Origin of the sequence: Streptomyces sp. URMC 126 (assembly GCF_051386555.1) — a bacterium.
Lineage (GTDB): Bacteria > Actinomycetota > Actinomycetes > Streptomycetales > Streptomycetaceae > Streptomyces.
In genome coordinates this window covers 1-13,493 of sequence record NZ_JBPQTX010000003.1, presented here as the reverse complement: position 1 = coordinate 13,493, position 13,493 = coordinate 1, and the positions used below count along the sequence as shown (strand labels likewise).

At 69.9% G+C, this 13,493-nt stretch carries 13 protein-coding genes and 2 tRNA genes; 11 read left to right on the top strand and 4 right to left on the bottom strand.

The features are described from left to right. The first annotated feature begins 319 nt into the window (after window positions 1-319). The 5 genes from gyrB to ACSNOK_RS00810 all read left to right on the top strand — a co-directional run bounded on the left by gyrB (window position 320) and on the right by ACSNOK_RS00810 (window position 6,380). Window positions 320-2,386 (top strand): DNA topoisomerase (ATP-hydrolyzing) subunit B, encoded by a 2,067-nt coding sequence (gene gyrB, locus ACSNOK_RS00830; RefSeq protein WP_436778564.1) that lies wholly within the window; start codon window positions 320-322, stop codon window positions 2,384-2,386. 46 nt (window positions 2,387-2,432) lie between these two features. Continuing rightward, window positions 2,433-5,066, top strand: coding sequence for a DNA gyrase subunit A (gene gyrA, locus ACSNOK_RS00825; protein ID WP_436778563.1), 2,634 nt, complete (start codon window positions 2,433-2,435; stop codon window positions 5,064-5,066). A gap of 3 nt (window positions 5,067-5,069) precedes the next feature. Next, window positions 5,070-5,837, top strand: coding sequence for a DUF3566 domain-containing protein (locus tag ACSNOK_RS00820; protein WP_436778562.1), 768 nt, complete (start codon window positions 5,070-5,072; stop codon window positions 5,835-5,837). 82 nt (window positions 5,838-5,919) lie between these two features. Next, window positions 5,920-5,993 (top strand) — tRNA-Ile (locus ACSNOK_RS00815). A gap of 252 nt (window positions 5,994-6,245) precedes the next feature. Then, window positions 6,246-6,380 carry a DLW-39 family protein gene (locus tag ACSNOK_RS00810; protein WP_003958712.1) on the top strand — a complete coding sequence of 45 codons (135 nt, stop codon included), beginning with the start codon at window positions 6,246-6,248 and terminating at the stop codon, window positions 6,378-6,380. Between the two features lie 175 nt (window positions 6,381-6,555). Here the strand turns inward: ACSNOK_RS00810 and ACSNOK_RS00805 are convergent, their stop codons facing one another. Then, window positions 6,556-7,653, bottom strand: a complete 1,098-nt coding sequence (locus ACSNOK_RS00805; RefSeq protein ID WP_436778561.1) for a serine/threonine-protein kinase — start codon at window positions 7,651-7,653, stop codon at window positions 6,556-6,558. A gap of 9 nt (window positions 7,654-7,662) precedes the next feature. Beyond that, window positions 7,663-8,208, bottom strand: coding sequence for a helix-turn-helix domain-containing protein (locus tag ACSNOK_RS00800; protein WP_171164647.1), 546 nt, complete (start codon window positions 8,206-8,208; stop codon window positions 7,663-7,665). 117 nt (window positions 8,209-8,325) lie between these two features. On the opposite strand from ACSNOK_RS00800, the gene ACSNOK_RS00795 reads away from it, so the two are divergent. Next, a tRNA-Ala gene (locus ACSNOK_RS00795) sits at window positions 8,326-8,398 on the top strand. An 86-nt stretch (window positions 8,399-8,484) separates the two neighbouring features. Here the strand turns inward: ACSNOK_RS00795 and ACSNOK_RS00790 are convergent. Beyond that, complete coding sequence (locus tag ACSNOK_RS00790; RefSeq protein ID WP_436778560.1) at window positions 8,485-9,159, bottom strand: DUF5324 family protein; 675 nt, start codon at window positions 9,157-9,159, stop codon at window positions 8,485-8,487. Between the two features lie 227 nt (window positions 9,160-9,386). Here ACSNOK_RS00790 and ACSNOK_RS00785 point away from each other — a divergent pair, with 227 nt between their 5' ends. Together ACSNOK_RS00785 and ACSNOK_RS00780 are read left to right on the top strand one after the other, a co-directional pair. Next, window positions 9,387-9,914 carry a peptidylprolyl isomerase gene (locus ACSNOK_RS00785; RefSeq protein WP_436778559.1) on the top strand — a complete coding sequence of 176 codons (528 nt, stop codon included), beginning with the start codon at window positions 9,387-9,389 and terminating at the stop codon, window positions 9,912-9,914. A 109-nt stretch (window positions 9,915-10,023) separates the two neighbouring features. Beyond that, the gene (locus tag ACSNOK_RS00780; protein WP_436778558.1) at window positions 10,024-10,881 is read left to right on the top strand and encodes a rhomboid family intramembrane serine protease; all 858 of its coding nucleotides are present in this window, start codon (window positions 10,024-10,026) and stop codon (window positions 10,879-10,881) included. A gap of 281 nt (window positions 10,882-11,162) precedes the next feature. On the opposite strand, the gene crgA is transcribed toward ACSNOK_RS00780, so the two are convergent. Then, a complete protein-coding gene (crgA, locus tag ACSNOK_RS00775) occupies window positions 11,163-11,417 on the bottom strand; it encodes a cell division protein CrgA (RefSeq protein WP_004939905.1) in 255 nt (84 codons plus the stop codon). A 136-nt stretch (window positions 11,418-11,553) separates the two neighbouring features. On the opposite strand from crgA, the gene ACSNOK_RS00770 reads away from it, so the two are divergent. From ACSNOK_RS00770 to ACSNOK_RS00760, 3 genes are all read left to right on the top strand, one after another. Beyond that, entirely contained in the window at window positions 11,554-12,336 is a 783-nt protein-coding gene (locus ACSNOK_RS00770) for a DUF881 domain-containing protein (protein ID WP_436778557.1), read from the top strand. 121 nt (window positions 12,337-12,457) lie between these two features. After that, complete coding sequence (locus tag ACSNOK_RS00765; protein ID WP_223768141.1) at window positions 12,458-12,646, top strand: hypothetical protein; 189 nt, start codon at window positions 12,458-12,460, stop codon at window positions 12,644-12,646. 4 nt (window positions 12,647-12,650) lie between these two features. Further along, window positions 12,651-13,289, top strand: coding sequence for an aminodeoxychorismate/anthranilate synthase component II (locus ACSNOK_RS00760; RefSeq protein WP_436778556.1), 639 nt, complete (start codon window positions 12,651-12,653; stop codon window positions 13,287-13,289). Window positions 13,290-13,493 lie beyond the last annotated feature (204 nt).

The following is a 13,493-nucleotide window of genomic DNA, read 5'->3' as shown; positions in this document are numbered from 1 at the left end:
TCTGAGGCGGATCGGGGCGAACGGGGGAGGACGTGTCCCCCGAGCGTGGTAGCGGGCGGTTGACAACCCAAAGCGCTGAGTGCCGCTGTGAGCCTCTTGGAGCCCCGGGCTACATATAGGGAGTCGGCTGATGCCGGTTCAGGGCGGCACATGCGGACTCAGACGCCGCCAAACCCCCATTCATGTCGGCGCTACCGGTAGACTGGTGGTAATCCCGCGCGTTTCGCGGAAACAAGTCGAACGACGCAGTCGCTCCCGCCTGCCCTCCCGGTCTCCCGGACCGACGACGGCGCCCCGCCGCACAGGCAGGAGAAGGTCTGTGCTGTGCCAGAAAGGGCGCTTCGTGGCCGATTCCGGCAACCCCAACGAGAACACCACCCCTTCCCCCGAGGAAGGCGCCACTCCTGTGCCGGAGGACGCCTCGTCCGGCACCCCGGGCGGAGGTGCGTCGTACGACGCCAGCGCGATCACCGTGCTGGAGGGTCTGGACGCGGTCCGCAAGCGGCCGGGCATGTACATCGGTTCCACCGGTGAGCGCGGCCTGCACCACCTGGTGCAGGAGGTCGTCGACAACTCGGTCGACGAGGCCCTGGCCGGCCACGCCGACACCATCGACGTGACGATCCTGCCGGACGGCGGCGTCCGCGTGGTCGACAACGGCCGCGGCATCCCCGTCGGCATCGTCCCCTCCGAGGGCAAGCCGGCCGTCGAGGTCGTGCTGACCGTCCTGCACGCGGGCGGCAAGTTCGGCGGCGGCGGTTACGCGGTCTCCGGTGGTCTGCACGGCGTCGGCGTCTCCGTCGTCAACGCGCTGTCGACGCGCGTCGCCGTCGAGGTCAAGACGGACGGCTACCGCTGGACCCAGGACTACAAGCTCGGCGTCCCCACCGCCCCGCTGCAGAAGAACGAGGCGACGGACGAGACCGGCACCTCCGTCACCTTCTGGGCCGACGGCGACATCTTCGAGACCACCGAGTACTCCTTCGAGACGCTGTCGCGGCGCTTCCAGGAGATGGCGTTCCTCAACAAGGGCCTGACCATCGCCCTGACCGACGAGCGCCCGGACCACGTGGACGAGGAGGGCAAGCCGCTCTCCGTCCGCTACCACTACGAGGGCGGCATCTCGGACTTCGTCCGCTACCTCAACTCGCGCAAGGGCGAGCTGATCCACCCCACGGTGATCGCGCTCGAGGCCGAGGACAAGGAGCGGATGCTCTCGGTCGAGATCGCGATGCAGTGGAACAGCCAGTACACCGAGGGCGTCTACAGCTTCGCGAACATCATCCACACCCATGAGGGCGGTACCCACGAGGAGGGCTTCCGCGCCGCGCTGACCTCGCTGATCAACAAGTACGCGCGCGACAAGAAGCTGCTCCGCGAGAAGGACGACAACCTCACGGGCGACGACATCCGCGAGGGTCTGACCGCGATCATCTCGGTCAAGCTGAGCGAGCCGCAGTTCGAGGGCCAGACCAAGACCAAGCTGGGCAACACGGAGGCGAAGACCTTCGTCCAGAAGGCGGTCTACGAGCACCTCACCGACTGGCTGGACCGCAACCCCAACGAGGCCGCGGACATCATCCGCAAGTCGATCCAGGCCGCCACGGCCCGTGTCGCCGCCCGCAAGGCGCGCGACCTGACCCGCCGCAAGGGTCTGCTGGAGACCGCCTCGCTGCCCGGCAAGCTGTCGGACTGCCAGTCGAACGACCCGGCCAAGTGCGAGATCTTCATCGTCGAGGGTGACTCCGCCGGCGGCTCGGCCAAGTCCGGCCGGAACCCCGAGTACCAGGCGATCCTCCCGATCCGCGGCAAGATCCTCAACGTCGAGAAGGCCCGGATCGACAAGATCCTCCAGAACCAGGAGATCCAGGCGCTGATCTCCGCGTTCGGCACCGGGGTCCACGAGGACTTCGACATCGACAAGCTCCGCTATCACAAGATCATCCTGATGGCGGACGCCGACGTCGACGGCCAGCACATCAACACCCTGCTGCTGACCTTCCTCTTCCGCTTTATGCGCCCGCTGGTCGAGGCCGGGCACGTCTACCTGTCGCGCCCGCCGCTGTACAAGATCAAGTGGGGCCGCGACGACTTCGAGTACGCGTACTCGGACCGCGAGCGCGACGCGCTGATCCAGCTCGGCCGGGAGAACGGCAAGCGGATCAAGGACGACTCGGTCCAGCGCTTCAAGGGTCTCGGCGAGATGAACGCCGAGGAGCTGCGCGTCACCACGATGGACATCGACCACCGGGTGCTCGGCCAGGTCACCCTGGACGACGCGGCGCAGGCGGACGACCTGTTCTCGGTGCTCATGGGCGAGGACGTCGAGGCACGGCGTTCGTTCATCCAGCGCAACGCCAAGGACGTCCGCTTCCTCGACATCTGAGTCGGCCTGCACGAACAGCCGCGGCTCGAAAGGACTTTGAACACCAATGGCCGACGAGATGACCCCTGACACGCCCGTGACCCCGGACGGCACCACGCCCGAGGGCCAGCCCGCCGCCATCGAGGGCGTCGGGATGCGCGTCGAGCCCGTCGGGCTCGAAACGGAGATGCAGCGCTCCTACCTCGACTACGCGATGAGCGTCATCGTCTCGCGTGCGCTGCCCGACGTGCGGGACGGCCTCAAGCCGGTGCACCGGCGCGTGCTCTACGCGATGTACGACGGCGGGTACCGCCCCGAGAAGGGCTTCTACAAGTGCGCCCGCGTCGTCGGCGACGTCATGGGTACGTACCACCCGCACGGTGACGCCTCCATCTACGACGCCCTGGTCCGGCTGGCCCAGCCGTGGTCCATGCGGATGCCGCTGGTCGACTCCAACGGCAACTTCGGCTCCCCGGGCAACGACCCGGCGGCCGCCATGCGGTACACCGAGTGCAAGATGGCCCCGCTGTCCATGGAGATGGTCCGGGACATCGACGAGGAGACCGTCGACTTCCAGGACAACTACGACGGCCGGAACCAGGAGCCGACGGTCCTGCCGTCGCGCTTCCCCAACCTGCTGGTGAACGGTTCCGCCGGCATCGCGGTCGGCATGGCGACCAACATCCCGCCGCACAACCTGCGCGAGGTCGCCGAGGGCGCCCAGTGGTACCTGGCCAACCCGGAGGCGACCCCCGAGGAGCTGCTCGACGCGCTCATCGACCGGATCAAGGGCCCCGACTTCCCGACCGGCGCCCTGGTGGTCGGCCGCAAGGGCATCGAGGAGGCGTACCGCACCGGCCGCGGCTCGATCACCATGCGCGCGGTGGTCGAGGTCGAGGAGATCCACAACCGCCAGTGCCTGGTGGTCACCGAGCTGCCCTACCAGGTCAACCCGGACAACCTCGCGCAGAAGATCGCCGACCTGGTGAAGGACGGCAAGATCGGCGGCATCGCGGACGTCCGTGACGAGACCTCGTCCCGGACCGGTCAGCGCCTGGTGATCGTCCTCAAGCGGGACGCCGTCGCCAAGGTCGTCCTCAACAACCTCTACAAGCACACCGACCTCCAGACGAACTTCGGCGCGAACATGCTCGCCCTGGTCGACGGCGTGCCGCGCACCCTGTCGCTGGACGCGTTCATCCGCAACTGGGTCACCCACCAGATCGAGGTCATCGTCCGGCGCACCCGTTTCCGGCTGCGCAAGGCCGAGGAGCGCGCCCACATCCTGCGCGGTCTGCTGAAGGCCCTGGACGCGATCGACGAGGTCATCGCGCTGATCCGGCGCAGCGACACGGTCGACGTCGCCCGCGAGGGCCTGATGGGCCTGCTGTCGATCGACGAGATCCAGGCCAACGCGATCCTGGAGATGCAGCTCCGCCGGCTGGCGGCCCTGGAGCGGCAGAAGATCGTCGCGGAGCACGACGAACTCCAGGCGAAGATCAACGAGTACAACGCGATCCTGGCCTCGCCGGAGCGCCAGCGCGGCATCATCAGCGACGAACTCACGGCCATCGTCGAGAAGTTCGGCGACGACCGGCGCTCCAAGCTGGTGCCCTTCGAAGGTGACATGTCCATCGAGGACCTGATCGCCGAGGAGGACATCGTCGTCACCATCACCAACGGTGGTTACGTCAAGCGCACCAAGACCGAGGACTACCGCTCGCAGAAGCGCGGCGGCAAGGGGGTGCGGGGCACCAAGCTGAAGCAGGACGACATCGTCGACCACTTCTTCGTCTCCACCACCCACCACTGGCTGCTCTTCTTCACCAACAAGGGCCGGGTCTACCGGGCCAAGGCGTACGAGCTGCCGGACGCCGGCCGGGACGCGCGCGGCCAGCACGTGGCCAACCTGCTCGCCTTCCAGCCGGACGAGAAGATCGCCCAGATCCTCGCCATCCGCGACTACGACGCGGCGCCCTACCTGGTGCTGGCCACCAAGTCCGGCCTGGTGAAGAAGACCTCGCTGAAGGACTACGACTCCCCGCGCTCCGGTGGCGTCATCGCGATCAACCTCCGGGCGATGGACGACGGCCGCGAGGACGAGCTGATCGGCGCCGAGCTGGTGTCGGCCGACGACGACCTGCTGCTGATCAGCAAGAAGGCGCAGTCCATCCGCTTCACCGCGACGGACGACTCGCTCCGCCCGATGGGCCGGGCCACCTCCGGCGTCAAGGGCATGAGCTTCCGTGAGGGTGACGAACTGCTGTCGATGAACGTCGTCCGTCCGGGCACGTTCGTCTTCACCGCGACCGACGGCGGCTACGCCAAGCGCACCAACGTGGACGAGTACCGCGTCCAGGGCCGCGGCGGCCTCGGCATCAAGGCCGCGAAGATCGTCGAGGACCGGGGTTCGCTGGTCGGCGCCCTGGTCGTGGAGGCGACGGACGAGATCCTCGCGATCACCCTCAGCGGTGGTGTCATCCGGACCCGGGTCGACGAAGTGCGGGAAACCGGGCGTGACACCATGGGCGTCCAACTGATCAATTTGGGCAAGCGCGACGCCGTCGTGGGCATCGCGAGGAACGCCGAGGCCGGCCGTGAGGCCGAGGAGGTCGACGAGGACACGTCGGCCGAGGCCGGGGGCGGGGGGCCCGAGGTGGCCGGAGGCACGGAGCCTGCGGTCGAGGACACCGAGGAGTAGGTCGTGAGTCGAGCCACGGGCACCGCGGCAAGCGGTGCGGACGCCGGACGGCGCGGTGCCGGTGCTTCGTCGAGCACCGCGGTCGGCAAGGGCGGTGCCCGTGGCGCCGACGCGGACGGGGCAGACTCCCCGGGTGGGAGCGACACCACCGCCGCGAACAGGGGGGACTCCATGACGGAGACCAAGGGCCCGAAGCCGTACCACCCGCCGAAGGCCTACGAGCCGCCGGCCGAGCGCACCGCGTCCAAGGCGGGCAAGGGCGCCGCGGGCGCCGCCAAGGGGGGCACCAAGAGCATGAGCAAGTCCGCGGGCAGCGCCACGGCCCCGGCCGCGTCCCGGTCCGTCCCCGCCCAGGGCACGGGCAAGGCACCGGCCGGCAAGGCGCCGGACGCCGCGGCTCCGCGCACCCGCTCCGCGCGGCTGCGGGTGGCCAAGGCCGACCCCTGGTCGGTGATGAAGGTCAGCTTCCTGCTGTCCCTCGCCCTGGCCGTCTGCACGATCGTGGCGGTCACGGTGCTGTGGCTGGTCCTGGACGCCATGGGGGTCTTCTCCGCCGTCGGCGGGACCATCAGCGACGCCACCTCCGGGGAGGGCGGCGGGTTCGACCTCCAGTCGTTCCTGTCGCTGCCGCGGGTCCTGATGTTCACCGTCGTGATCGCGGTCATCGAGGTGGTCCTGGCGACCGCCCTGGCGACCCTGATCGCCTTCGTCTACAACCTCTCGGCGTCCTTCGTGGGCGGTGTCGAGCTCACCCTCGCCGAGGACGAGTAGCCGTCGGGGGCGGTCCGCCGGGGGGTGGCGGACGGCGATTTTGGGACTGGGCCCCAAGTGCGCTAATCTTTCGGTGCAGCGCGGGGCTATAGCTCAGACGGTTAGAGCGCTTCCCTGATAAGGAAGAGGCCACAGGTTCAAGTCCTGTTAGCCCCACCGGCCCGATCGGCCCGGACGGAGAGAAATCTCCGGCCGGGCCGATCGGCTTTTCCGAGCTTGTATGGGCCGGAGTGGGGCCGGAGTGGGCTCGGATCGGACCGGAGTGGACCCGACAGGGCCGTACGGAACGGCGGGGCCGGCCCGGAGGGGTCTCCGGAAAGGTCCGATACAGGTCACCGATCGGTATCGGCCGGTGTGTATCATCGGCCACCAGAGTCCCCTTACGTCAAGGAAAGACGAGGTCGCGCGGTGAAGAAGCTGCTCCTGGTCGCACTGGCCGCCATCGGCGGGCTCCTCGTGTACCGCCAGATCCAGGCGGATCGCGCCGAGCAGGATCTGTGGACGGAGGCGACCGACTCCGTGCCCGCAGGTTCGGGTGTGTGAGACGACGAGTTCTACGCGGAGCCCCGGCCGGTACGACGGCCGGGGCTCCGTTGTCTTTCCGGCACCAATCCGGTGCCTTCCGTCCGGCCGCCCCCTTCCGCCCACCCGTTCCGGCCAGAGTCTTCACTACTGCGAATAAAATGATTGCAATAGTGAATGCGGTGAAGGGGTCGGCTCAGGCCGAAGCGGCGAGGGCCCAGATCCCCACCCCCAGGCACAACAGCGCCACCACCAGCACCACGACCGCCGTGGAACGGGCCGGAGGAGGCGGACGCCGACGCCCGTCGGCACCGCGAGGAGCCCCCAGGGGCAGCGCGACCGGCTGTGGGGGCGTGGGCGGCATCGGAGGCGGTACGAGCCGTGGCGGGCCGCCCAGGGGGCTGTGAGGGGCCTCCGGGCCGTCGGCCCCGAACCCCGGCGGCAGCGGGCCGATCTGGTCGAAGACCTCGATCCGCTCCTCCCCGGCCGCGGGCGGGGGCAGCAGCGGGACGGCCGCGGCCAGGGCCGCGCGGGCCTCGGCGGCGCTCCGGAAGCGCAGCGCGGGGTCGGGGGCCAGGAGCCGGGCCAGGACGGCCCACAGCGCCACGGGGATGCCCTCCGGTGCCGGAGGCGCCGGTTCCGCGGCCAGCCGCCGCACCAGAGCGTCGGCGTCCGGTTTCCGTCCGGTCAGCAGATACAGCGCGACGAGTCCGACGGCGAACAGATCGGCGGGGAAGTCCGGTTCCTCGCCCGCCATTTGCTCGGGCGCGAAGTAACCGGGAGTTCCCATCACATAGTTGGTCTCGGTGAGCCGCGGTTCGCCCTTGCGCATCGCACAGCCGAAATCGGAGAGGCGTAAATGAGGGGGCCCGGTGCCGGTCGCCTCCAAAAGCAGATTCGCCGGTTTGATGTCCCGGTGCACCACACCTTCCGCGTGCACCGCGACGAGTGCGTCCAGCAACTGGTCCAGCAGAACGCAGGCGAAACGCGCGGGCAACGGTCCGTAATCACCGATGAGATGGGCGACCGAACCGCCGTGCACCACGTCCATGGTGAACAGCACCCGGTCGTCGTCGGCGGCCCAGCTGACCGGGGCCAGCACATGCGGATGATCGATGCGCAGCGCCTGCTCGCGGACGAAGCGCAGCAGCAGGGTGTGGGCATGGCTCTGCTTGAGCACCTTCGCCGCCGCGTACCGCCGGCGCGCCCGGTCCCAGACCCGCCAGACCTCCCCCACCCCACCGCGCCCGATGGGGTCCACCAGCTCGTAGCGCCCGGCGAACACCTCCCCCATCGCGGCGGGTCAGCTCTGGTGCGCCTCGTAGTGGGCGACCGCCTCGGCGGTCCGGCCGGCGCCGTAGACGCGCAGGAACTCGGCCAGTTCGGGGTGGGTGGGGGCGAGCGTGCCGGCCGCGTCGATGATGTCGCCGGCGGCGGCCACCGAGCGCAGCAGCGACTGGATCTCGCGGACCACCCGCTTGACGGTCGGGGCGCCGCTGCTGGCCGTGGTCTGCGTGGAGTTGAGGACCGAGCCGCCGGAGCTCCGCTTGACCTCCTCCATCCGCTCCGCCGCCTCCGCGGCGCTCACGCTGCCGTCGGCCACCTGGTGGGAGAGTTCCTGGAGGGCCTGGACGCGCTGTACCACCGCCGGGTTGCCGATCTTCGCCCGCTGACCGCTCATCAACTGCGAGAGCATGGGCGCCGAAAGGCCCAGGACGGAGGCGAGACGGGCCTGGTTGAGACCGAGATCGTCGATCAGCCGGCGGAAGAGCGCCCCCAGCGGCTCCCCGTACCAGCTCCGCTGCAGCTCTCGTGCGCGGGCGGTGGCTTCCTGCTGTGCTGCGTCCATCTCGCTCTCCCCTTCGCTTCGCTGCCGCGAATCTTGCGGTGCATCCTACGGAGAGTGGTGGGTCGCGGCGATACCTGGTCGGCCCCGCTCCCGGCACCGGGTACCCTGGTGCTCCGAGGGGCCTTAGCTCAGTTGGTAGAGCGCTGTCTTTGCATGGCAGATGTCAGGGGTTCGACTCCCCTAGGCTCCACGCAAATCCCCTCCGACCTGCGGCTACGCGGTCGGAGGGGATTTTTTGACGTCCGGGGCCGGGTGGCCCGGGAGGCCGGACGGCCGTCAGGAGTGGTCGTCGTCCTTCTTGCCTTCGCCGGCCGCCTTCTCGTCCTCGCCGGCCGCGGCCTCCGCCTCGGCCTGCTTGGCCTGGACCTCCGGGTCGAGCGGGGAGCGCTCGCCGCTGCCGTCCACGGAGGAGAGGTGCGGGCGGTCGGCGATCTCGGTGGCGGCCGGGGGCTCGACCAGCCAGTCCGGGTTGGCCTGCTTGTCCCACCACTTCCAGGCCGCGACGGCGCCCCCCACCAGCAGGCCCGCGAAGGCCAGCCGCTTGACCGCCCGGCCGGCCCGGGAGCGGCGCCGGCGCTTGCGGCCCAGGCGCTCCACGTCTTGGGCGGACACCTGGCCGCGCAGGACGGCGAGGGCGGCCGTGGAGCGGGAGACGGCCTCGTCGCGGACGGGCTCGGCGGCGGCACGGGCCCGCGCGGCGGCCTGGTTGACCTTGGGAGGAAGGACCTCCCGGGCATGGTCGATCCGGGGCTGCAGGTGCGCGTCGTACTGGGAACGCGCCTGGTGGGCGGCGCCCGCCACCTTGGGGGCGAGCCGGACGCGGGCTTCGTGCGCGTAGTGCACGGCGGCGTCCTTGGCCGTGCCGGCGTAGGGCGCCACCACTTCGGCCGCGTGGCGCACGCTGTCCTTGGCGGTGCTGGTCGCGGCGCGCACGCTGTCCTTGCGGGTCACGAGAACCTCCTCCTCGGTGGCGTACTGGACTGTCGCCTTTCCACCCAGTGGGAAATCATGCCTGTCCAGGGGCGGTCCGGCAGGTTCGGAAAGGCATCCGGGTCAACGGGCCTCCGGCTCGACAATGCCATGGTTCGCCGCCGCGCGCGGGGCTTTGGGCGTTACTCGCCGGGCGCCGGTCCGTGCGAGGATCGGTGGCTGTCAGTGCAGACTATGGAAGGTAGATCGTGGCCGAGCAGCTCTACGCCACCCTTAAGACCAACCAGGGGGACATCGAGATCCGGCTCCTGCCGGATCACGCCCCGACGACGGTCAAGAACTTCGTCGAGCTCGCGAAGGGCGAGCGCGAGTGGACCCACCCGGCGACCGGGAAGAAGTCCACGGACAAGCTGTACGACGGCACGGTGTTCCACCGCGTCATCAGCGGCTTCATGATCCAGGGCGGTGACCCGCTGGGCAACGGCACCGGCGGCCCGGGGTACGAGTTCAAGGACGAGTTCCACCCCGACCTGTCCTTCAACAAGCCCTACCTGCTGGCCATGGCCAACGCCGGCCCGGGCACCAACGGCTCGCAGTTCTTCATCACCGTGTCCCCGACCACGTGGCTGACCGGCAAGCACACCATCTTCGGTGAGGTCACCAACGACGCGAGCAAGAAGGTCGTGGACGCCATCGCGGGCACCCAGACCAACCCGCGGACCGACCGTCCGGTGCAGGACGTCGTCATCGAGAGCGTCGTGATCGAGTCCCGCTGAGGACCGTTCGCGTACTCCGGGAACCCGGCGCCCCGCCCGTCCGTAAGACGGGCGGGGCCCTGCTCATCAACGGCGGCGCCCGGGTCCGCCACAGGGGCGAGGGGAGAGCATGAACGACCAGGCCGTCTGCTGTTACCGGCATCCGGACCGCGAGACGGGCATCCGCTGTACGCGCTGCGAACGGCCGATCTGCCCGGACTGCATGGTCAACGCCTCGGTCGGCTTCCACTGCCCCGAGTGCTCGGGCGGTTCCGGTACCGACCGCGGGAGTGAACGGCGGGACGCCGCCCCGCGGACCGTCGGGGGCGCCGTCGACCGGCCCGGCGACCCCTTCCTGGTGACCAAGGTGCTGCTGGGGATCAACCTCGCGATCTGGATCGCGGTGCTGGTCCAGGGGCCGGACCTGGTGGGCACCCTGGAGCTGATGGGCCGCGACCCGTTCCAGGACGGCGAGGGCGTGGCCGAGGGCCAGTGGTACCGGCTGCTGACCTCGCTCTTCCTGCACGAGTCGGTGATGCACATCGGCTTCAACATGCTGTCGCTCTGGTGGCTGGGGCCCCCGCTGGAGGCCGCTTTCGGCCGGGCCCGGTACCTGGCGCTCTATCTGCTGTCGGGGCTCGGCGGCAGCGCGCTCACCTATCTGATGGTGGACGCGGGCGGCCGGTCGTACGGCGCCTCGGGCGCGATCTTCGGCCTGCTGGGCGCCACGGCCGTGCTGATGCGCCGGCTGAAGTACGACATGCGCCCGGTGATGGCGCTGCTCGTGCTCAACCTGATCTTCACCTTCACCTGGCGGAACATCGCCGCGGAAGCGCACATCGGCGGCCTGGTGGTGGGTGCTCTGGTGGCGTACGGCATGGTGCACGCGCCCCGCGCGCGCCGCGCGCTGGTGCAGTGGCTGACCTGCGGGGCCGCGCTGCTGGCGATCGTGGTGACCGTGGCCGTCCGGACGGCCGAGCTGACCTAGGCCGGCCCGGCCGGACGCCCTCCGGAGCGCCGGCCCGGCCCGTCACCCACATCAGTGGGCCGGGGGTTGTCCACAGCATCCCCCGGCCGGTGTGCAGAACGCCGGGAAAGGCGTCACCGACTCCGCTGAGACCCGCTCCGACCTGCGCATACGGCGAAGTACGCCGGTGTGGAGGATGGCCCGCGGGAATCGCGAACAGTCACACCGGCGTCAACGCCAAGGAAGTTATCCACAGATCTTCTGAGTTTTTCCCCACTGTGGACGAGGGTGTGGATAACTCGCTACTTCCACTGTGTGGAGACCACGAACCCCGCCGCGATGAAGCCGAAGCCGACCACGATGTTCCAGTTGTGCAGGGACTCGATGGGCATGTCGCTGCCGGTCACGTAGAAGACGACGATCCACGCGAGACCGATCAGGAACAGCGCCAGCATGAGCGGAGCCACCCAGCGCCGCCCGCTGTTCAGCTTGATGCTCTGCTGCTTCGCCGGCGGAGGCGTGAAGTCTTCCTTCTTGCGGATCCGTGACTTCGGCACGAGGAACTCTCCTGTCGATGCGCTGCGTAACCGCGCTGGGGGTACAAGGGCTGGTCGGCCGCGTCGGGGAGCGCTTCCTCCCCCCGGGCGTCCGTTAGCGTAGTGCTTCAGCGGCGTCGGAGAGGACAAGGGTACGTTGAGCAATTCTGCCGTCTCCACCAGCGACGCAACGCCCGGCCACCGTCCTCCCCGCCGGTTCCGTCCCGTACGGCTGCTGACGGCCGCGGTCTTCGCCCTCGCCGGCCTCATCTTCTGGATGAGCTTCAACACCGCCAAGGGCACCGACATCCGCACCGACGCCTCGATGCTCCGGCTGTCCGACCTCATCCAGGAGCGCAGCAAGGGCAACGGCGAACTGGAGCGGAGCGCCGCCGCCCTGCGCTCGGAGGTCGACTCCCTCGCCGGCCGGGACTCCGGCGCCGACACCGCCGAGGCCCGCAGGCTGGCCGCCCTGGGCGACGCCGCGGGCACCCGGGAGATCGGCGGCACCGGTCTGACGGTCACCCTGACCGACGCCCCGCCCAACGCCACCGCCAAGATCCCCGGCGTCCCGCAGCCCCAGCCCAACGACCTGGTCATCCACCAGCAGGACCTCCAGGCCGTCGTGAACGCCCTCTGGCAGGGCGGCGCCCAGGGCATCAAGGTGATGGACCAGCGGCTGATCTCCACCAGCGCCGTCCGCTGCGTCGGCAACACCCTCATCCTCCAGGGCCGCGTCTACTCCCCGCCGTACAAGATCACCGCCGTCGGTGACCGCGGCAGGCTGCGCAAGGCCCTGGACACCTCGCCCACCATCCAGAACTACCAGCAGTACGTCGCCGCCTACGGCCTCGGCTGGAAGGTCGACCAGCACGACAAGGTGACCCTCCCCGGCTACACCGGCGCGGTGGACCTGCACTACGCCAAGCCGGCCCGCTGACGGGCCCGGCGCGCCCGGCGTGAACTCCACGCCGGGGGTTTGCCCGGCTGCGCCCCGCGCACGGGTGCGGCCCCTTACTCTGGTGCGGCAAAGACCATCCCCGTCGGCAAGTAGGGACAGCATGTACGTCTGGATCTGGCGTCATCTGCCGGGCAACGCGTGGGTGAAGGCCCTGGTCTCCGTGGTCCTCGTGCTGGCCGTCGTCTACGTCCTCTTCCAGTACGTCTTCCCCTGGGCCGAACCGCTGCTGCCGTTCAACGACGTGACGGTCGACGACAGCCTGCCGACACCGGCAACGGAATGGCGGTGACGCGATGAGCGCGCGCATCCTCGTCGTGGACAACTACGACAGCTTCGTCTTCAACCTCGTCCAGTACCTGTACCAGCTCGGCGCCGAGTGCGAGGTGCGCCGGAACGACGAGGTCGAGACCGCGCACGCCCAGGACGGCTTCGACGGGGTGCTGCTCTCACCCGGCCCCGGAGCCCCCGAACAGGCCGGTGTCTGCGTCGACATGGTGCGGCACTGCGCGGCCACCGGGGTGCCGGTCTTCGGCGTCTGCCTGGGCATGCAGTCGATGGCCGTCGCGTACGGCGGGGTGGTCGGCCGGGCGCCCGAGCTGCTGCACGGCAAGACCTCGTCGGTGGTCCACCAGGGCGCGGGCGTCTTCCAGGGGCTGCCCTCGCCGTTCACCGCCACCCGCTACCACTCGCTCGCGGTCGCCCGGGAGGGCTGGCCGGACGAGCTGGAGATGACCGCCTGGACGGAGAACGGCGTCGCCATGGGCCTCCGCCACCGCGACCTCCCCGTCGAGGGCGTGCAGTTCCACCCCGAGTCGGTGCTCACCGAGTGGGGACACCGGATGCTGGCCAACTGGCTCGTCTCCTGCGGTGACACGGGGGCGGTGGAACGGTCGGCCGGGCTCGCCCCGGTGGTGGGCAAGGCCGGAGAGTGAACGGGCTCCGCCCCGAGCGGGACCCCTGGGGGGCGCCGGCACCGGAGCGGTACACGCCCCCGCCGACGGAACAGCGGCCGGCGGACCACCCGTCGGCGGTTCACACATCAGCTGGGACCCCGTACGGGTACGGGCCCGAGCCGGCCGCCGGGGCGTGGCAGCCCTCCGCGCCCGCCTCCTGGCCCACGCCACCCTCCCCCTGCC